The sequence below is a fragment of the Streptomyces sp. f51 genome (assembly GCF_037940415.1).
GTDB lineage: Bacteria > Actinomycetota > Actinomycetes > Streptomycetales > Streptomycetaceae > Streptomyces.
Genome location: NZ_CP149798.1, coordinates 1,376,677 through 1,395,193, shown reverse-complemented (window position 1 = coordinate 1,395,193; position 18,517 = coordinate 1,376,677). Strand labels below are relative to the sequence as shown.

The following is an 18,517-nucleotide window of genomic DNA, read 5'->3' as shown; positions in this document are numbered from 1 at the left end:
AGACCGACCACGGGAGCCCCCTCTTGGCCATGCCGCCCAGTGCTTTTCGAAACAGCACAGCCACGACGACCAAGCACATCTTCGTCACCGGGGGTGTCGCGTCCTCCCTCGGGAAGGGCCTGACCGCCTCCAGCCTGGGCGCGCTGCTCAAGGCACGGGGTCTGCGCGTCACGATGCAGAAGCTCGACCCGTACCTGAACGTCGACCCGGGCACCATGAACCCGTTCCAGCACGGTGAGGTGTTCGTCACCAACGACGGCGCCGAGACGGACCTGGACATCGGGCACTACGAGCGCTTCCTCGACGTGGACCTGGACGGCTCGGCCAACGTGACCACCGGTCAGGTCTACTCCACCGTCATCGCCAAGGAGCGGCGCGGCGAGTACCTCGGTGACACCGTGCAGGTCATCCCCCACATCACCAACGAGATCAAGCACCGCATCCGCCGTATGGCGACCGACGACGTCGACGTCGTCATCACCGAGGTCGGCGGCACGGTCGGCGACATCGAGTCCCTGCCCTTCCTGGAGACGGTCCGCCAGGTCCGCCACGAGGTCGGCCGCGACAACGTCTTCGTCGTGCACATCTCGCTGCTGCCCTACATCGGCCCGTCCGGCGAGCTGAAGACCAAGCCGACCCAGCACTCCGTCGCGGCGCTGCGCAACATCGGTATCCAGCCCGACGCGATCGTGCTGCGGGCCGACCGCGAGGTCCCCACCGCCATCAAGCGCAAGATCTCGCTGATGTGCGACGTCGACGAGGCCGCCGTGGTCGCGGCGATCGACGCCAAGTCGATCTACGACATCCCGAAGGTCCTGCACACCGAGGGCCTCGACGCCTACGTCGTGCGCAAGCTGGACCTGCCGTTCCGTGACGTGGATTGGGCGACCTGGGACGACCTCCTGGACCGCGTCCACAACCCGGTCCACGAGATCACCATGGCGCTCGTCGGCAAGTACATCGACCTGCCCGACGCCTACCTCTCGGTGACCGAGGCGCTGCGCGCCGGCGGTTTCGCCAACAAGGCCCGCGTCAAGATCAAGTGGGTCACCTCGGACGACTGCAAGACCCCGGCGGGCGCCGCCAAGCAGCTCGGCGACGTCGACGCGATCTGCATCCCCGGCGGCTTCGGCGACCGCGGTGTGTCCGGCAAGGTCGGCGCGATCCAGTACGCCCGCGAGAACCGCATCCCGCTGCTCGGTCTGTGCCTCGGCCTCCAGTGCATCGTGATCGAGGCCGCGCGGAACCTGGCCGACATCCCCGACGCCAACTCCACCGAGTTCGACTCCGGCACCGGCCACCCGGTCATCTCCACGATGGCCGAGCAGCTCGACATCGTGGCGGGCGAGGGCGACATGGGCGGCACCATGCGCCTGGGCATGTACCCGGCCAAGCTCGCCGAGGGCTCGATCGTGCGCGAGGTGTACGACGGCAAGGAGTACGTCGAGGAGCGCCACCGTCACCGCTACGAGGTGAACAACGCCTACCGCGCCGAGCTGGAGAAGAAGGCGGGCCTCCAGTTCTCCGGAACGTCCCCGGACGGCAAGCTCGTCGAGTACGTCGAGTACCCGCGTGACGTCCACCCGTACCTGGTCGCGACCCAGGCGCACCCCGAGCTGCGCTCCCGTCCGACCCGGCCGCACCCGCTCTTCGCGGGCCTGGTCAAGGCCGCGGTGGCGCGCAAGACGGGCAAGTAGCACCAGGGTTGTACGGTGACCGGGGTGCGTGTCGGCGGGTGTTCCCGCCGGACGCGCACCCCGGTCCCGTCACCCGGACCGGCTTCTTTTTGCGCGTGTGGGAGGACAGGCCATGACGATCAAGGACACCCCCGAGGAGTGGGAGGTCCGGGCGACCGAGACCCCCTTCAAGGGCAACAAGACCTCGGTGCGCACCGACGACGTGGTCATGCCCGACGGATCCGTCGTCCGCCGGGACTACCAGGTCCACCCGGGCTCCGTGGCCGTGCTCGCCCTGGACGACGAGGACCGGGTGCTGGTCCTGCGCCAGTACCGCCACCCGGTGCGCCAGAAGCTGTGGGAGATCCCGGCGGGCCTGCTCGACATCCCCGGCGAGAACCCGCTGCACGCCGCCCAGCGCGAGCTCTACGAGGAGGCGCACGTCAAGGCGGAGACCTGGCGGGTGCTGACCGACGTCTACACCACGCCCGGCGGCTGCGACGAGGCCATCCGGATCTTCCTGGCCCGCGATCTCTCCCAGGCGGAGGGCGAGCGGTTCGAGGTCGAGGACGAGGAGGCCGACATGGAGCTGGCCCGCGTCCCCCTCGACGACCTCGTCGCCGGTGTGCTCGCCGGTGACCTGCACAACAACTGCCTGGTCGTGGGGGTCCTCTCGCTCGTCGCCGCGCGCCGGGGCGCCGGACCGGACGCCCTGCGCCCGGCCGGGGCGCCGTGGCCCGCGCGCCCCTTCGAGGCCTGACGCCGGCTCCGGGACGGCCGGTCCGTTCCGTCGCCCCGCTCCGGACGGTCGTATACGCCCGTCCGGGGCCACCGGTCCTACGATCGCCTGATCCGATCGAGGGATGTCCCCGTCGTGCTCCGTCCGAATCGTCGCAGAGCGTGAACTAGGCTCTGGAAAACGCCCGTACCGGAGTCCCGGCGGGCTTGCGCGTGCAGTGGAACGGGAGCGTGGCCCGTGGCGGATCAGGCGGTGGACGACGGCGGCACCAAGGTGGCGCCCACGGGGCAGCGCCCGGCTGCCGGGTCCGCTCCCACGGAGAGTCAGTTCCTGGGCCGTACAAGAGAGTTGAAGGAACTCCGGGCGGACATCGAGCGGGCAGGACTCGACACCATCGCCGGCCGGAAGGCCCCCCGCGCGCGGGTGCTCCTCATCGCCGGCAAGCCCGGCTCCGGCCGCACCGCGCTCGCGGCGAGCCTCGCCGCACAGGTCGCCGAGAGTTACCCCGACGGCGTCCTGAGCGCCCGGCTCACCGAACCCGACGGCACGCCGGTGCCCACCGAGGCCACCGCGCGGGAACTGCTCACCGCCCTCGGGCTGACCGCACCTCCCGGAGCCGGCGCCGACGAGCTCTGCGAGCGGCTGCGCGAGGCCCTCGCGATCCGGCGGGCGGTGCTGCTGCTCGACGACGCGGCCGACGCCGAGCAGGTCGACGCGCTGTTGCCCGACTCCCCCGACTGCCTGGTCGTCGCCGTCTCCGGCGGGCCGCTGACCGGGATCGCGGACGTCCGGCCCTGCACCCTCGGCGGCCTCGACACCAAGTCCGCCCTCGAACTCCTCGGCCACTTCACCGGCTCGGTGCGCATCACCGTCGACCCGCTCGCCGCCGAAGGGCTGGTCGAACTGTGCGCGGGCCAGCCGACCGCCCTGGTGCTGGCCGGCGGCTGGCTCGCCGCGAGACCCTCCGCCGCCGTCGCCGACCTCGCCAAGCAGCTGCGCACCGAGGGCGGGGACGGCTCCCCGATGGAGCGCGTCTTCCGGCTCTCGTACGCCTCCCTGCCGGGCGCCGCCGCGCGTATGCTGCGCCTGCTCTCCCTGGCCCCCGCGGGCCTCGTCGACCCGCACACGGCCTCCGCGCTGGCCGGCTGCTCGGTCCAGTCGGCGCACACCATGCTGGACGAGTTCGTCGGCCTGCGCCTGCTGCGGGCGGTCCCCTCGCAGCTGCCCCAGTACGAGGTCCCCGGCTGCCTCCAGCCGCTGCTCCGCGCGCTCGTCGACACCCACGACCGGCCCGCCGAGGTCCAGCTGGCCCGCGCCCGGATGCTGGAGCGGACCGTACGGCTCCTGGTGTCCTGCCGCGCGATCACCGAGACCGACAGCTCCCCCGCCCGGGAGCGGCTCGCCGGGATGCCGCGTGCCCTGCGCTTCGCCGGACCCCGGGCCGCGGAGGACTGGCTGCGCGTGCGCAGGCCCGCGCTGCTCGCCTCGGCCCGGCTGGCCGTCGCCGACGGCGAGCTCGACACCCTGGCCCGGCGCCTGATGGCCGCCCTGGTGCGGGCGATGGCCGCGCACTTCGGCACCCGGGCCGCCGCGCCCGACCTGTACGGCATCCACCGTCTCGTCCTGGACGTCGCCGAACGCCGCGACCTGCCCCGCGAGAAGGCGGCGGCCCTGCTCAATCTCGCCGACCTGGACGCGCAGACCGGCCGCAGGACCGGCGCCCTGGCCCGCTACCGGGCCGCGCTCGACGCCGGACGCGAGGCGAACGACCCCTACGCGACCGGCCGCGCGATGGAATCCGTAGGCGGTGCCCACCAGGAACTCGGGGACCACGACCGGGCCGCCGACTGGTACGGCAGGGCGCTCGCCCAGCGGCTGGCACGCGACGAGCGGGTGGACGCCGCCCGGCTCTACGGGCGCATCGCCGCGGCGCACACCTACGCGGGCCGCTACGGCGAGGCCCAGGTCAACTGGCGCGCCGCGGTCGCCTGGCACCGCAAGAACGGCGATGTCGCCTCCCAGGCAAGGGCGTTGAGCGAGATGGCCCGCGTCCAGGAGTACGCGGGACGCCCCGAGGAGTCGCTGCGCACCTGCCAGGAGGCCGTCGAGTGGGCGCGCCGCGCGGACGACGTACGTCTCCAGGCCGCCCTCCAGGTCAGGCTGGCCGACACCCTGGAGCGGCTCGGCGACCCCGCGGCCGCCGGGCTGCACCGAGCGGCGGCCGAGCGCATGCTGGGAGATGAGCTGCTGGAGAGCACATCCGGCCTGGAACACGACGCTAACGCCTACGAAATCCGCAGTGCATCCGCTGAAGATTGATGCATTGAAAGGCTAGACAGAGGGAATCCCTTCATTAGACTGGCTCCGCCGCGTTCTTCCGTGGTGTCTCCCGGTGTGCTCCCGTACGTCGGGTATGACATGCATTGCCTGGCTTGCATCGCCTCGGCATGCATAGCCCCAGAGCCCTCTGAGTCAAGGACCGTGATCGACGTGAAGGTCGGCATCCCCCGCGAGGTCAAGAACAACGAGTTCCGGGTGGCCATCACCCCGGCAGGCGTGCACGAGCTCGTGCGCCACGGCCACCAGGTCTTCGTCGAGCAGAACGCCGGCGTCGGCTCCTCGATCACGGACGAGGAGTACGTCTCCGCAGGCGCGCAGATCCTGCCCACCGCCGACGAGGTCTGGGCCACCGCCGACCTGCTGCTGAAGGTCAAGGAGCCCATCGCCGAGGAGTACCACCGCCTCCGCAAGGACCAGACGCTCTTCACCTACCTGCACCTGGCCGCCTCCCGCGAGTGCACGGACGCCCTCCTGGAGTCCGGCACCACGGCCATCGCCTACGAGACCGTCGAGCTGCCGAGCCGCGCGCTGCCGCTGCTCGCCCCGATGTCCGAGGTCGCGGGCCGCCTCGCCCCGCAGGTCGGCGCCTACCAGCTGATGCGCGCCAACGGCGGCCGCGGTGTCCTGCCCGGCGGTGTCCCCGGCGTCCTGCCGGCCAAGGCCGTCGTCATCGGCGGTGGCGTCTCCGGCTGGAACGCCGCGCAGATCGCCATCGGCATGGGCTTCGACGTGACGCTGCTCGACCGCGACATCAACAAGCTGCGCGAGGCCGACAAGATCTTCGGTACGAAGGTCAAGGCCGTCATGTCCAACTCCTTCGAGCTGGAGAAGGCCTGCCTGGAGGCCGACCTCGTGATCGGCGCCGTGCTGATCCCCGGTGCCAAGGCGCCGAAGCTGGTCACCAACGAGCTGGTCTCGCGGATGAAGCCCGGCAGTGTCCTTGTCGACATCGCGATCGACCAGGGCGGCTGCTTCGAGGACTCGCGTCCCACCACGCACGCCGAGCCGACCTTCCCGGTCCACAACTCGGTCTTCTACTGCGTCGCCAACATGCCCGGCGCGGTCCCCAACACCTCGACCTACGCGCTGACCAACGCCACGCTGCCGTACATCGTCGAGCTCGCCAACCGCGGCTGGACCGAGGCGCTGCGTCGTGACAACGCGCTGGCCAAGGGTCTCAACACGCATGACGGCAAGGTTGTTTACCGCGAGGTCGCCGAGGCCCACGGGCTGGAGCACGTCGCGCTGGAGAGCCTGCTCGGCTGACTTTGCCGATGGCTCCATGAGTCGACATTTTCGGTCGACTCGGCGCCGACAAAAGGCGATACGTCAACACGGGTCGTCAACACCGCTCACCAGGCCGGACCTTGCCCGACAAGGTCCGGCCGGGTGTGTGTCGGGTCACTTTGCGGCACTCGTTCAACTCGCCACGAACGTAACTCTTCAGCCGATTCGCACACCGGTGAAACCTGCCGTGCGACGGCCTTACGCCCTTGACAGAGGGATGTTCGGTTGCCGACACATCGGGTCGGGTCCGGCGGATTGTGTTGCTGCGGAGCGGTGACACGCCATAGAGTCGCCAACCGTCGGCATGGTGCCACGCTGACCTATCGAGAAGTTTCCTGGTCACCAAGGAGGTAAGACGACTTGTGAATGAGTCGACATTTACTCCCGGGGGTGGTCAACCAGGAATGCCGGCGCGGGGCCAGGACCCCACGGGGCTCGAGGCTGTCGGCTCCGTCGCTGTCCGCACCTTCGCAGCCCACCAGAGTCCCCGGACGACTCAGACAGCACACCCGAGCATGGATGGCCATCACGTGAACGCCATGGCCGGCAACGGAAGTGGCGAGAACCACACCCACTTCGCCGACTACGACGAACTGCCCGAGGGGCACTTCTACGACCCCGACGCCGAGTACGAGCCCGATCCGGAGTACGCGGCCACGCTCGCGCCCGACGCGGCCCGTCAGCGCCGTGAGCGCATCGGCCCGACGGGGCGCCCGCTGCCCTACTTCCCGATCCCGGGTCCGCTGACCAGTCACGGCCCCGCGACGATCATCGCGATGTGCAACCAGAAGGGCGGCGTGGGCAAGACCACGTCGACCATCAACCTGGGGGCCGCGCTCGCGGAGTACGGACGCCGGGTGCTGCTCGTCGACTTCGACCCGCAGGGCGCGCTGTCCGTGGGACTCGGCGTCAACCCGATGGAGCTCGACCTCACCGTCTACAACCTGCTCATGGAGCGGGGCATGGCGGCCGACGAGGTGCTCCTGAAGACGGCGGTCCCGAACATGGACCTGCTGCCCAGCAACATCGACCTGTCCGCCGCCGAGGTTCAGCTGGTGAGCGAGGTCGCCCGCGAGTCCACGCTCCAGCGCGCCCTGAAGCCGCTGATGGCCGACTACGACTACATCGTGATCGACTGCCAGCCCTCGCTCGGCCTGCTGACCGTGAACGCGCTGACGGCGGCCCACAAGGTGATCGTGCCGCTGGAGTGCGAGTTCTTCGCGCTGCGCGGTGTCGCCCTGCTCACCGAGACGATCGAGAAGGTCCAGGAACGGCTCAACCCCGAGCTGGAGCTGGACGGCATCCTCGCCACGATGTACGACTCCCGCACGGTGCACAGCCGTGAGGTGCTCGCACGCGTCGTCGAGGCGTTCGACGATCACGTCTACCACACCGTGATCGGCCGGACCGTCCGCTTCCCGGAGACCACGGTCGCCGGTGAGCCGATCACCACCTACGCCTCCAACTCCGTCGGCGCCGCCGCCTATCGCCAGCTCGCCAGGGAGGTGCTCGCCCGGTGTCACGCCGAGTGAGTCTGCCGGGGGCCGACGAACTGTTCCGTACCACCGGGGGCATGGCGCTCCAGGCATCCAGCCCCAACCGCCGGACCAACGGCGAGGCCCGGGTGCCGGCTCCGGCCGGCGAGGGCGACGCGGCGGCCGGGGAGGACACTCCCCAGTCGGTGCCCGTCCAGGGCGGTGACGGCGAGGGCGACGAACACGTCGCCGCCGACGCCGACCCGTCCGGCGCGGGGGAGTCGCGCAGCAGGGGCGGCGCCCCGGACCGTTCGGGGCGCGGCCGGCCGCCGCAGGAAGGTTCTGCCGCCACCTCGGCCTCCGTGCAGTCGTCCCGCAAGCGGGCGCGCGCCGCGAACCGCCGGCCCAGCGGGCGGGAGCGGCACGACGAGAAGATCACGGTGTACGTGTCCGCCGAGGAACTGATGGACCTCGAACACGCGCGCCTGGTGCTCCGCGGCGAGCACGGTCTCGCCGTCGACCGCGGGCGGATCGTCCGCGAGGCGGTCGCCGTGGTCCTCGCGGACCTGGAATCGCGCGGCGAGGCGAGCATTCTCGTACGGCGACTGCGCGGGCGGTAGCGGTAGCCTTCGACGGCTATGACCTCGAACGTCCCGCCCCCGTCAGCCGCCTCCGGCGGTCGTCGGCGTGCGCTGGGGCGCGGCCCGGGAACGCCACCGGCGCCTCCCGAGCCACCCGAGACCGCGGAGCCGTCCGAGACCGCGGACCCGTCCGAGCCGCCCGAGACCGCGGACCCGTACGGGGACCCGGTGACGGCGGAACATTCCGCGGAACCGGCGACGGCGGAGCTGTCCGGGGAATCCGTGCCCGCGGCGCCGACCGGGGCGCCCGGGCGTCCGGAGCCGACCGAGACACCCGGGGGTGCCGAGCCGTCCGAGGTGTCCCCTGCGTCCGACACCGGCGCCGTACGGACCGCCGATCACCCGAAGACCCCCGCCGAGGCGCCCGAGGCGCCCGTGGAGGGCTTCGCGGCACCCGCGCGCCCCGATGGGCCGGTCGAGCGCCCCGAGGCGCCCCAGGGCGCCCCTGAGACCTCCACGGCCCCGCCCCCCGATCCCGAGGCGCCCCCCGCCGGCTCGGGGGACGGTGTCTTCAAGGTGCGCCTCTCGAACTTCGAGGGACCCTTCGACCTGCTGCTCCAGCTGATCTCCAAGCACAAGCTCGATGTCACCGAAGTGGCGCTGTCCAAGGTCACCGACGAGTTCATGGCGCACATCCGGGCGATGGGCCCCGACTGGGACCTGGACCAGACGACCGAGTTCCTCGTCGTCGCGGCGACGCTGCTCGATCTGAAGGCTGCCCGGCTGCTGCCCTCCGCCGAGGTCGAGGACGAGGGCGACCTGGCCCTGCTGGAGGCACGCGACCTGCTGTTCGCGCGGCTGCTCCAGTACCGCGCGTACAAACAGATCGCGGACATCTTCAACGCGCGCCTGGAGGAGGAGGCCCGCCGCTACCCCCGTACCGTCGGCCTGGAGGCGCAGTACGCCGAGCTGCTGCCCGAGGTGGTCATCAGCATCGGCCCCGAGGGCTTCGCGAAGCTCGCCGTGAAGGCCATGCAGCCCCGGCCCAAGCCCCAGGTGTACGTCGACCACATCCACGCGCCGCTCGTCAGCGTGCAGGAACAGGCCGGGATCGTGGTGGCACGGCTGCGGGAACTCGGCGAGGCCAGCTTCCGCTCGCTCGTCGAGGACACCGACGACACCCTCACCGTGGTCGCCCGCTTCCTGGCCCTGCTGGAGCTCTACCGGGAGAAGGCCGTCGCGCTCGACCAGGAGGAGGCCCTCGGGGACCTCCTGGTGCGCTGGACGGGCGGTGAGGGCGAGGGGACGCCTCGGGTGACCGACGAGTTCGACCGGCCGGCGGAAGCGGCGAAGGACGAGACGCGCCGTGGCACCGGGAAGGCCGGCACCGAGAAGGCCGGCACCGGCAAGAGCGGCACCGAGAGGGACGGCACCGAGAAGGAGAAGTCGTGAGCGAGGAGACCACCGGCGCCCCCGCGGGGCCGCCCGCCGTCGCGGACCTCGATCTCGGGGCCGCCCTGGAGGCCGTCCTCATGATCGTGGACGAGCCGGCCACCGAGGAACACCTCGCCAGGATCCTGGAGCGGCCCAGGCGGCAGGTCGCGGACGCGCTGCGCGCCCTCGCCGACGAGTACACCGTCCAGGGCCGCGGATTCGAACTCAGACTGATCGCGGGCGGCTGGCGTTTCTACTCGCGTCCCGCCTACGCGAGCGCCGTCGAACGCTTCGTCCTGGACGGTCAGCACGCCCGGCTCACCCAGGCGGCCCTTGAGACGCTCGCGGTCGTCGCGTACCGCCAGCCGGTCAGCCGGTCGAGGGTCTCGGCGGTCCGCGGAGTCAACTGCGACGGCGTGATGCGCACCCTCCTCCAGCGCGGTCTGGTGGAGGAGGCGGGCACGGAACCCGAAACAGGTGCGATCCTGTACACGACGACGAACTACTTCCTGGAGCGAATGGGCCTGCGTGGTCTGGACGAGCTCCCGGAGCTCGCGCCCTTCCTCCCCGAGGCGGACGCGATCGAGGCAGAGACGCTGGAAGGGGTCCCGTCGTTCGATCCGGACGCACCGGATGCAGACGCAGACGACACGACGACGACGGAACTTTGATGCGAAGCAGTGGCAGCGGCAGTGGCAGGAACAGCGGGCGCGGCAACCCGCGCGGAACCGGCGGGAGTGGCGGTTCGCGTGGCAGCGGCGCGCCCCGCGGGGCCGGCGGGGGCGGTGGCTCGCGCGGCGGAAGCGGTGGCGGCTCCCGCGGCGGAAGCGGCGGCGGTTCGCGCGGCGGAAGCGGCGGCGGCTCCCGCGGTACGGGCGGCGGCGGCTTCCAGCCGAGGAGTTCGGCGGCGGGGCGTGACGACCAGCCGAAGCGTCCCAGCAAGCCCCGTCCCGAGGAGCGTCGCTACGACGTAGGCCCCGGGGGCTCGCACGAAGGCCCGAAGTCCGGGCGCGGCGCCTCGGCGCGCGGTGGTGCCAAGGGCGGCCCCAAGCAGGGCCAGCAGCGCGGCGGCCGCACCGAGCCCGCCCGCTCGCGCGAGTACGAGACGCGGGCCGAGGAGCGCAACCGCGACCGGTACGCGGGCAAGCCGGAGATCAAGCTGCCCAAGACCTTCCCGGGCGCCGAGGAGGAGGGCGAGCGCCTTCAGAAGGTGCTCGCGCGCGCCGGCTACGGCTCGCGGCGTGCCTGCGAGGAGCTGGTCGACCAGGCCAGGGTCGAGGTCAACGGCCAGATCGTGCTGGAGCAGGGTCTCCGGGTCGACACGGACAAGGACGAGATCAAGGTCGACGGCCTGACCGTCGCCACGCAGTCGTACCAGTTCTTCTCGCTGAACAAGCCGGCCGGTGTCGTCTCCACCATGGAGGACAACGAGGGCCGCCAGTGCCTCGGCGACTACGTGACGAACCGCGAGACGCGGCTCTTCCACGTGGGCCGGCTCGACACCGAGACCGAGGGTGTCATCCTGCTCACCAACCACGGCGAGCTGGCGCACCGGCTGACCCACCCCAAGTACGGCGTGAAGAAGGTCTACCTCGCGCACATCGTGGGCCCGATCCCGCGCGACCTGGGCAAGCGGCTCAAGGACGGCATCCAGCTGGAGGACGGTTACGCGAAGGCGGACCACTTCCGGGTCGTCGAGCAGACCGGCAAGAACTACCTCGTCGAGGTGACCCTGCACGAGGGCCGCAAGCACATCGTGCGCCGCATGCTCGCCGAGGCCGGCTTCCCGGTCGACAAGCTGGTGCGCGTCGCGTTCGGCCCGATCACCCTGGGCGACCAGAAGTCGGGCTGGCTGCGCCGTCTGTCGAACACCGAGGTCGGCATGCTCATGGCCGAGGTCGGTCTCTGATCCCTCCCGCTCGTACGACGGCCGGTCCCGGAGTTTCTCCGGGACCGGCCGCCGTGTTTCCGCCTCGGCCCAAGGAGTCGCAACTTCCCTGACCGAGAACCTTGTTGACACCCACCGCTCCCTTTATAGTCGTAGTGACCATGGTCAGGTTGACCATAAAGGGAGAGGTGCGGGGTGGAGACAGGGGAGAGCCGCACGCCCGGGGGCGCGGCACCCGAGGGCTACGACAAATACGCCTTCGAGCCCTTCGCCGTCACCGTCGACCTGGCCGTCCTGACCGTGCGCGCGGGCGCCCTCCAGGTCCTGCTCGTCGAGCGGGGCACGGAGCCCTACGCCGGCAGCTGGGCCCTGCCCGGCGGCTTCGTCCTGCCCCGCGAGTCCGCCGAGGAGGCGGCCCGGCGTGAACTCGCCGAGGAGACCGGCCTGTCGGACCTGACGGGCCTCCACCTGGAGCAGCTGCGCACCTACAGCGAACCCGGCCGCGACCCCCGTATGCGGGTCGTCTCCGTCGCCTTCGCCGCGCTGCTGCCCGACCCTCCCGAACCGCACGGCGGCGGCGACGCGGCGCGGGCCCTGTGGCTGCCGTTCGACGACCTCGGCCCGCTCGCCTTCGACCACGACCGGATCCTCGCCGACGCCCACGACCGCGTGGGCGCCAAGCTCGAGTACTCCTGTCTCGCCACGTCCTTCTGCCCGCCCGAGTTCACCCTCGGAGAGCTCCAGCACGTCTACGAGACGGTGTGGGGCACCGTCCTCGACCGGCCCAACTTCCGCCGCAAGGTCCTCGCGACGCCCGGATTCGTCGAACAGGTCCCCGGCGCCGCGCGCCTCACCGGCGGCCGCGGCAAACCCGCCGCCCTCTACCGCGCGGGCGGCGCCAAGGTACTGCACCCACCCCTGCTGCGTCCCACCTCGTAAGGACGGCCCCGATGACCAGCACGACCCTCACCAAACGCGCGGCCACCGGCGCCCTCATCGGCCTGGCCCTCGGCGACGCGCTCGGGTTCCCCACCGAGTTCAGCACCGTGCCCGCCATCCTCGACAAGTGCGGCCCCTGGCCGCAGATGGCGCTGCCCCGCCCCGCGATCGTCACCGACGACACCCAGATGACCCTGGCGCTGGCCCACGGACTGCGCACCGCCATGGACCGCGGACTGCTCGGCCCGCTGCGGATGGAACGGCCGGTGCGCGAGGAGTTCGTGAACTGGTACCAGTCGCCCGAGAACAACCGGGCCCCCGGCCGCACCTGCCTGGTCGCCTGCGAGCTTCTCAAGGACGAGAAGCGCCGCTGGCAGGAGGCCAGCCAGACCGGTTCCAAGGGCTGCGGCGCCAACATGCGCGTGGCGCCCGTCGGACTGGTCGGCGGACTCAGCGACGAACAGCGCGCGGGCGCCGCCCAGTTGCAGGCCGCGCTCACCCACGGCCACCCCACCGCGCTCGCCGCCTCCGACCTCACCGCCCACACCGTGCGACTGCTCTCCCAGGGCACACGGCCGGCCGAGCTGATCGGCCTGCTGCTCTCGTACGCGCACGAGAACCGGCACCGCTACCACTCCCGCTGGCTCGGCGACCTGTGGACCTTCTGCCACGACGCCACACCCGAGCAGTACATAGCGCGCGGCTGGGACGAGTGCATCGCGGTCCTGGAGAACCTCCGTCTGGCCGTGCGCACGGCCTCGCCCGAGGCCGACCCCTGTCTGGCCACCGGCGAGGGCTGGATCGCCGAAGAGGCGTTCGCCACCGGCCTGCTGTGCTTCCTGATGTTCGCCGACGAACCCCTGACCGCGCTGCGCCGGGCCGCCTGCACCTCGGGCGACTCCGACTCCATCGCCTGCCTGACCGGCGCCTTCGCGGGCGCCCACCACGGCTCGGACGTCTGGCCGGCCGAGTGGGCCGACCGCATCGAGTACCACAGCGACCTCATGGCGCTGGGGGCCCTCTGGGATGCTTGATCCATGACAGACGTCCCCGGCATCGGCGCCGACCTCGCGAGCGTGGTGCGCGAACAGCCCGACCCCGTGCTCTTCGCCACCGTCTCCGGGGCGCACCTGTACGGCTTCCCCTCGCGCGACTCCGATGTCGACCTGCGCGGTGTCCACGTGCTGCCGACGGCCGATCTGGTGGGGCTGCGCGAGCCGGAGGAGACCCGGTCGAGGATGTGGGTGCGGGACGGGACCGAGATGGACCTGGTCACCCACGACCTGCGCAAGTTCGTCCGGCTGATGCTGCGCCGCAACGGCTACGTCCTGGAGCAGCTGCTGTCGCCGCTGGTCGTGCACAGCGGCGACGGACACCGTGAGCTGATCTCGCTCGCCCCCGGGGTCGTCACCCGCCATCACGCCCACCACTACCGCGGGTTCGCGGCCACGCAGTGGCGGCTCTTCGAGAAGAGCGGCGAACTCAAGCCGCTGCTCTACACGTTCAGGGTGCTGCTCACCGGCATCCACCTCATGCGCAGCGGCGAGGTGCAGGCCGATCTGCCCACGCTGGCCGGGCAGATCGCGTCCCCCGCGTACCTCCCGGACCTGATCGCCGCGAAGGCGGAGCGCGAGCACGGGGCCGCCGACGTCCCGCACGCGCGCGTGGAGGAGGACGTGGAGCGGCTGCACGTCCTCCTCGACGAGGCGCAGGACGCCTCGACGCTCCCGGACGCCCCCTCCGCGTACGACGCCCTGGACGCCTTCGTCGTCAGGGCCCGCCTGGACGGAATCACGGGGTCCTGGACGGCGTCGGGGGAGCGGACGGCGTCCTAGCCGTCCCCGGCGGGGTCCTGGAGCGCCGAGGCGCGGCGGACCCGGATCAGGAAGTCCTGCACGCGAGCGTGGTCCGGCTCGGGCGGGAGCGGGCTGCGGTGGGCGGCCTCGTCGCTCTCGGCCGCGAGCCGGACCATCCGGCGTTCGACCTCGGGCCAGGGCACCTCGCCCCGCTTCACCGCGAGCAGCGGCTCGCGCCGGTCCGTGACGTCGATCGTCAGGGACCCGGTGCGCAGCAGATCGCGCGCACTCGTCAGCAGGCGCAGCAGATGCATGGCGTGCTTCCAGCGCGGCGCGCCGTGCGAGCGGACGTCGGCCTCCAGCTTCCTGCGCTGGCCCAGGGCGTAGCGGGTGAAGGTCTCGTGCGCCTGGCGGGAGAGGAACGCCCCGCGCAGGGCGAGGAGTTGGCGGCCGGTGTCGTCGGCGTACTCGACGAGCGGGGAGTGCAGGCACTCCAGGATGTTCGGGTTGGCGCGCAGCGCGAGGGCGCAGAACCGCTCCAGTTCCCAGCTGAACTGCTCCGGCGCCGGGCCCTCGACGTGCGTCGGCGGTTTCTCGAACCGCCAGAACAGCGCGGTCGGGGCGAGGAAGACGCCCCGGAGGTCGGTGTCGCTGTCGTCCGTGGCCAGGCCGAACGCGCGTGAGCCCATCACACAGGAGTAGACCGTGTGGTCCCGCACCAGGGAGAGCCCGGCCGCCGGGGCCGGCGAGGGGGCGGGAGGCGTCCGGGGTGTTCCAGGTGCCTGCGATGCCAGGGGTGCCGGGGACTCGGAGCTCATGTCCGGAGCGTACGGGCCCGTTCACGCCAGGCGGATCGAGTTTCCCTCCACCGTGATCTTCTCCGCGGGCAGCGGGCGCGGCGCGGGACCGGCCTTGACCGCACCGTCCTCGACGCTGAACCTGCTCCCGTGGCACGGGCAGTCGATGGTCCCGTCCGCCACCTTGTTCACCAGGCACCCCAGATGCGTGCAGATCGCCGAGAAGGCCTTGAAGTCGCCCTTCGTCGGCTGGGTGACCACGATCTTGCGGTCGGTGAAGACCGTGCCGCCGCCGACCGGGATGTCGCCCGTCGTGGCGAGTTCCCCGCCGCCCGAGGTGTTGGGGGACGCGCTGGAGGAGTCGCCGCCGCTGCCGTACTGGCTGCACCCGGCGAGCAGCGCGGACGCCCCCGTGGCGAGGATCACCGTGCGCCGCGTCGAGGGGTTGGTCATGTCGTCACTCCGAACGTACGGAAGAACCAGAAGGCGGAGGTCAGCCAGATGGCGGTGAGCACGGCGAAGACGAGGCCGCCGATGACCGGCAGCAGCCAGCCGGGCAGGCGCTCCGAGCGGAGCAGCAGCATCTTGGCACTGAAGGCACCGAAGAAGAAGCACCCCAGGAGCGAGTGCCACATGACCCGGGTGCTGTACGTCTGATAGCCCAACGCGTACAGGCAGTGCACCGCGACGGGCACCGTCACCAGGAACGCGATGCGCCCCGACCACCGGTGCAGTGCCGCCGACCATCCCGGGCCCGGCAGCTTTCCGTACATCATCAGCGCCGAGACGAGCTGGACGAGCGCGAAGAAGAACGCCGTCGTCGCCAGCCAGGACTTCACGGCACCGGTACTGCTGAACCCGGCGAGGTCGAAGGCCGTGCCCGTGGGGTCGTGGACCTTGCCGTAGACGCCGAGGCCGACCGCGACGGCCGCGGCGACCAGGGCCGGGACCAGATAGCGCGCCGCGCCGGGACGGTCGTGGCCGGGGGGCGGGGGAGGGAAGCCCTGGGTGGCGGCGTTCGGGTCCACGGTCATGAACGGCTCCTGTGGCAGAGGAGGTCAGGGGGTGACAGGACGGGCGGTGATCTTCTGGCCGTCGATCGTCACGGCGCCGGTCTCCGGGTCGATCTCCGGTGCCGCCGAGGGCGTGCCGTCGCGCTCCACGACGCCGACCTGCTTCCCGCCGGGCAGCACGATCCAGCCGCCGTCGACCTTCGCGCCGCGCACGGTGGCCGTCGCCCGGTACAGGCCGGAGGGCCGAACGGCCCGGTCCGCCGTGAAGGCGTACCGCTGCCCGCCGACGTCGGCGGTGCCGCGGATCAGCTCGTGGCCCCGGAGGGTTCCGTTCAGCTCGTCGCCGTTGCCGCCGGTGAGCTTCATGCTGCCGTCCTGCGCGACGTCGCCCTTCAGCCAGGACTCCTTGTCGTGGCCGTCGCAGAAGTACGCGATCGCCCTGCCGCCGCGCAGGGAGACGGCGACGGCGGAGGTGTCGTCGTCGGTGCGGCCCGCGTAGTCGCCGTTGGCGACGGCGGTGCGGGACGGCGAGGGGCTCGGCGGCGGGCTCACCGGGGGAGAGGCGGAAGCGGCCGGGGCGGTGGCCGACACCGAGACGCCGGGCGACGCCGGCCGGTACGGGTTCGACGTCCCCTTCGCCCCCGTCGTCACGTCGAGCGTCAGCAGGATCACACCGAGCACGAGCCCCGCGAGGAGCGTCAGCAGGGGTCCTGGTCGCTTCATCCGGTCCTCCCCCGGGGCGGGTCTCCTGCCATGAGAGCGGACGGGCGCGCCCGCGTCCAGAGGCGCACGGGCGCGTTCGCGCCCGAGGTGAAGGAATGGGGCGATTCGGGTGACATCGACACGGCCGGGCGGCCGGTGCGGGCCGCGACGGGCGCCCGGTGCCCGTCTCGTCAGGCGGGCGCCGCGCACCCGCGCCCGGAGGGCTGACTACGCTGGTGTGACACGACACGCACACCGATCGGCACAGATCAGCGAGGAGCATCACCGTGGCGGTACGAGCGGTCCGGGGCGCCGTCCAACTGGAACGGGACGAGGCCGGGCACATGGACGAGCAGGTCAGCGAGCTGCTCACCGCCATCCTGGAGCGCAACGCGCTCACCACGGACGACCTGATCAGCATCTGGTTCACGGCGACGCCCGATCTGCACAGCGACTTCCCGGCCGCGGCGGCGCGCAAGCTCGGCATCGTCGACGTCCCGCTGATCTGCGCGCAGGAGCTGGACATCGACGGCGCGATGCCCCGGGTCGTCCGCGTCCTCGCGCACATCGAGTCCGACCGGCCGCGCGCCGACGTCGTGCACGTCTACCTGGGCGCCGCGGGCGCGCTGCGGAAGGACATCGCCCAGTGAGGACCGCCCTCGTCATCGGAACCGGGCTGATCGGCACGTCCGCGGCCCTCGCGCTCGCCGCCCGCGGCGTCGTCGTCCACCTCGCCGACCACGACCCGGAGCAGGCCCGTACGGCGGCGGCGCTCGGCGCCGGCACGGACGAGACGCCCGAGGGTCCGGTCGACCTCGCGATCGTCGCCGCACCGCCGGCGCACGTGGCCGCCACCCTCGCGGACGCCATGCGCCGCGGCCTCGCCCGCGGCTACCTGGACGTCGCCAGCGTCAAGGGCGGTCCCCGCCGCGAGCTGGAGGCGCTCGGCCTCGACCTCACCGCGTACATCGGCACGCACCCCATGTCGGGCCGCGAGAAGTCGGGTCCGCTGGCCGCGAGCGGCGACCTCTTCGAGGGCCGGCCCTGGGTGCTCACCCCGACCCGGGACACGGACACCGAGGTCCTGAACCTCGCCCTGGAACTGGTCTCGCACTGCCGTGCCGTGCCCGTCGTCATGGACGCGGACGCCCACGACCGCGCCGTGGCGCTCGTCTCCCACATGCCGCACCTGGTGTCCAGCATGGTCGCCGCGCGCCTGGAGCACGCGGAGGAGACGGCGGTACGCCTGTGCGGGCAGGGCATCCGCGACGTGACGCGGATCGCGGCCTCCGACCCCCGGATGTGGATCGACATCCTCTCCGCGAACCCGGGCCCCGTCGCGGACCTCCTCGCGGACGTCTCCGCCGACCTGGACGAGACGGTCCAGGCCCTGCGCGCCCTCCAGTCCTCGGACGAGGCCAAGCGCCGCGAGGGCGCCGGCGGGATCGAGGACGTCCTGCGGCGCGGCAACGCGGGCCAGGTCCGCGTCCCCGGCAAGCACGGCTCCGCGCCGCGCGTCTACGAGGTCGTGGCCGTCCTCATCGACGACCAGCCGGGACAGCTCGCCCGCATCTTCGCCGACGCGGGGATGGCCGGGGTCAACATCGAGGACGTACGCATCGAGCACGCGACCGGTCAGCAGGCCGGCCTCGTGCAGCTGATGGTGGAGCCCAAGGCGGTGCCGGTGCTCGGCGCGGCCCTGCGGGAGCGGGGCTGGGCCCTGCGCCAGTGAGACCGGCGCGGGGGCGCGGCGGCCGCCACCGCCGCCGCGAAGGGCCGCCGCACCGCCCCCGGGAGGGCCGCCGGGAAGGGCCAGTAATACGGGGTCCGCGGGGCCGGTAACCTTGTGC

Annotated in this window: 18 protein-coding genes; 14 read left to right on the top strand and 4 right to left on the bottom strand. The window is 72.0% G+C overall.

Annotated elements, in window-relative coordinates; genetic code table 11:
• The first annotated feature begins 29 nt into the window (after positions 1-29).
• The 12 genes from WJM95_RS06250 to WJM95_RS06195 all read left to right on the top strand — a co-directional run bounded on the left by WJM95_RS06250 (position 30) and on the right by WJM95_RS06195 (position 14,194).
• Positions 30-1,697, top strand: coding sequence for a CTP synthase (locus WJM95_RS06250; protein WP_339128483.1), 1,668 nt, complete (start codon positions 30-32; stop codon positions 1,695-1,697).
• 112 nt (positions 1,698-1,809) lie between these two features.
• Positions 1,810-2,436 (top strand): NUDIX hydrolase, encoded by a 627-nt coding sequence (locus WJM95_RS06245; RefSeq protein WP_339128482.1) that lies wholly within the window; start codon positions 1,810-1,812, stop codon positions 2,434-2,436.
• A gap of 216 nt (positions 2,437-2,652) precedes the next feature.
• Positions 2,653-4,734: a tetratricopeptide repeat protein gene (locus WJM95_RS06240; RefSeq protein ID WP_339128481.1), complete on the top strand. Its 2,082-nt coding sequence runs from the start codon at positions 2,653-2,655 to the stop codon at positions 4,732-4,734.
• A 162-nt stretch (positions 4,735-4,896) separates the two neighbouring features.
• A complete protein-coding gene (ald, locus tag WJM95_RS06235) occupies positions 4,897-6,021 on the top strand; it encodes an alanine dehydrogenase (protein ID WP_339128479.1) in 1,125 nt (374 codons plus the stop codon).
• Positions 6,022-6,446: 425 nt separating this feature from the next.
• Complete coding sequence (locus WJM95_RS06230) at positions 6,447-7,574, top strand: ParA family protein (protein ID WP_078943795.1); 1,128 nt, start codon at positions 6,447-6,449, stop codon at positions 7,572-7,574.
• Positions 7,559-8,137, top strand: coding sequence for a hypothetical protein (locus WJM95_RS06225; RefSeq protein WP_339128478.1), 579 nt, complete (start codon positions 7,559-7,561; stop codon positions 8,135-8,137). The genes WJM95_RS06230 and WJM95_RS06225 overlap by 16 nt, the downstream gene beginning before the upstream one ends.
• Positions 8,138-8,155: 18 nt before the next feature.
• The gene (locus tag WJM95_RS06220; RefSeq protein ID WP_339128477.1) at positions 8,156-9,550 is read left to right on the top strand and encodes a segregation/condensation protein A; all 1,395 of its coding nucleotides are present in this window, start codon (positions 8,156-8,158) and stop codon (positions 9,548-9,550) included.
• On the top strand, positions 9,547-10,203 hold the full coding sequence (gene scpB / locus WJM95_RS06215) for an SMC-Scp complex subunit ScpB (protein ID WP_339128476.1): 657 nt from the start codon (positions 9,547-9,549) through the stop codon (positions 10,201-10,203). Before WJM95_RS06220 ends, scpB begins: the two co-directional genes overlap by 4 nt.
• On the top strand, positions 10,203-11,441 hold the full coding sequence (locus tag WJM95_RS06210) for a pseudouridine synthase (protein WP_339128475.1): 1,239 nt from the start codon (positions 10,203-10,205) through the stop codon (positions 11,439-11,441). The genes scpB and WJM95_RS06210 overlap by 1 nt, the downstream gene beginning before the upstream one ends.
• A 174-nt stretch (positions 11,442-11,615) precedes the next feature.
• Positions 11,616-12,359: an NUDIX domain-containing protein gene (locus WJM95_RS06205; RefSeq protein ID WP_339128474.1), complete on the top strand. Its 744-nt coding sequence runs from the start codon at positions 11,616-11,618 to the stop codon at positions 12,357-12,359.
• A gap of 11 nt (positions 12,360-12,370) precedes the next feature.
• On the top strand, positions 12,371-13,393 hold the full coding sequence (locus tag WJM95_RS06200; protein ID WP_339128472.1) for an ADP-ribosylglycohydrolase family protein: 1,023 nt from the start codon (positions 12,371-12,373) through the stop codon (positions 13,391-13,393).
• A 3-nt stretch (positions 13,394-13,396) separates the two neighbouring features.
• Positions 13,397-14,194 (top strand): nucleotidyltransferase domain-containing protein, encoded by a 798-nt coding sequence (locus WJM95_RS06195; RefSeq protein ID WP_339128470.1) that lies wholly within the window; start codon positions 13,397-13,399, stop codon positions 14,192-14,194.
• Here the strand turns inward: WJM95_RS06195 and WJM95_RS06190 are convergent.
• Genes WJM95_RS06190 through WJM95_RS06175 form a run of 4 tightly spaced genes read right to left on the bottom strand, consistent with a single transcriptional unit; the run spans position 14,191 to position 16,688 of the window.
• On the bottom strand, positions 14,191-14,973 hold the full coding sequence (locus WJM95_RS06190) for a nucleotidyltransferase domain-containing protein (protein ID WP_339128469.1): 783 nt from the start codon (positions 14,971-14,973) through the stop codon (positions 14,191-14,193). The genes WJM95_RS06195 and WJM95_RS06190 overlap by 4 nt on opposite strands.
• Positions 14,974-14,994: 21 nt before the next feature.
• Positions 14,995-15,405 carry a Rieske (2Fe-2S) protein gene (locus WJM95_RS06185; RefSeq protein ID WP_339128468.1) on the bottom strand — a complete coding sequence of 137 codons (411 nt, stop codon included), beginning with the start codon at positions 15,403-15,405 and terminating at the stop codon, positions 14,995-14,997.
• Complete coding sequence (locus WJM95_RS06180) at positions 15,402-15,986, bottom strand: DUF6529 family protein (protein WP_339128467.1); 585 nt, start codon at positions 15,984-15,986, stop codon at positions 15,402-15,404. The genes WJM95_RS06185 and WJM95_RS06180 overlap by 4 nt, the downstream gene beginning before the upstream one ends.
• Before the next feature lie 24 nt (positions 15,987-16,010).
• Positions 16,011-16,688, bottom strand: a complete 678-nt coding sequence (locus WJM95_RS06175; protein WP_339128465.1) for a hypothetical protein — start codon at positions 16,686-16,688, stop codon at positions 16,011-16,013.
• Between the two features lie 266 nt (positions 16,689-16,954).
• On the opposite strand from WJM95_RS06175, the gene aroH reads away from it, so the two are divergent.
• Both aroH and WJM95_RS06165 read left to right on the top strand, forming a co-directional pair.
• The gene (gene aroH / locus WJM95_RS06170) at positions 16,955-17,317 is read left to right on the top strand and encodes a chorismate mutase (protein ID WP_339128464.1); all 363 of its coding nucleotides are present in this window, start codon (positions 16,955-16,957) and stop codon (positions 17,315-17,317) included.
• A complete protein-coding gene (locus WJM95_RS06165) occupies positions 17,314-18,399 on the top strand; it encodes a prephenate dehydrogenase (RefSeq protein ID WP_339128463.1) in 1,086 nt (361 codons plus the stop codon). Before aroH ends, WJM95_RS06165 begins: the two co-directional genes overlap by 4 nt.
• Positions 18,400-18,517: the final 118 nt, after the last annotated feature.

What these genes read in the sequence shown, in the direction of transcription:
- WJM95_RS06220 (WP_339128477.1), top strand. Translation starts at nt 8,156, where the DNA reads ATGACCTCGAACGTCCCGCCCCCGTCAGCCGCCTCCGGCGGTCGTCGG.
- WJM95_RS06230 (WP_078943795.1), top strand. Translation starts at nt 6,447, where the DNA reads ATGCCGGCGCGGGGCCAGGACCCCACGGGGCTCGAGGCTGTCGGCTCC.
- WJM95_RS06250 (WP_339128483.1), top strand. Translation starts at nt 30, where the DNA reads ATGCCGCCCAGTGCTTTTCGAAACAGCACAGCCACGACGACCAAGCAC.
- WJM95_RS06185 (WP_339128468.1), bottom strand. Translation starts at nt 15,405, where the DNA reads ATGACCAACCCCTCGACGCGGCGCACGGTGATCCTCGCCACGGGGGCG.
- WJM95_RS06175 (WP_339128465.1), bottom strand. Translation starts at nt 16,688, where the DNA reads ATGAAGCGACCAGGACCCCTGCTGACGCTCCTCGCGGGGCTCGTGCTC.
- WJM95_RS06245 (WP_339128482.1), top strand. Translation starts at nt 1,810, where the DNA reads ATGACGATCAAGGACACCCCCGAGGAGTGGGAGGTCCGGGCGACCGAG.
- WJM95_RS06195 (WP_339128470.1), top strand. Translation starts at nt 13,397, where the DNA reads ATGACAGACGTCCCCGGCATCGGCGCCGACCTCGCGAGCGTGGTGCGC.
- WJM95_RS06180 (WP_339128467.1), bottom strand. Translation starts at nt 15,986, where the DNA reads ATGACCGTGGACCCGAACGCCGCCACCCAGGGCTTCCCTCCCCCGCCC.
- WJM95_RS06190 (WP_339128469.1), bottom strand. Translation starts at nt 14,973, where the DNA reads ATGAGCTCCGAGTCCCCGGCACCCCTGGCATCGCAGGCACCTGGAACA.
- WJM95_RS06210 (WP_339128475.1), top strand. Translation starts at nt 10,203, where the DNA reads ATGCGAAGCAGTGGCAGCGGCAGTGGCAGGAACAGCGGGCGCGGCAAC.
- WJM95_RS06200 (WP_339128472.1), top strand. Translation starts at nt 12,371, where the DNA reads ATGACCAGCACGACCCTCACCAAACGCGCGGCCACCGGCGCCCTCATC.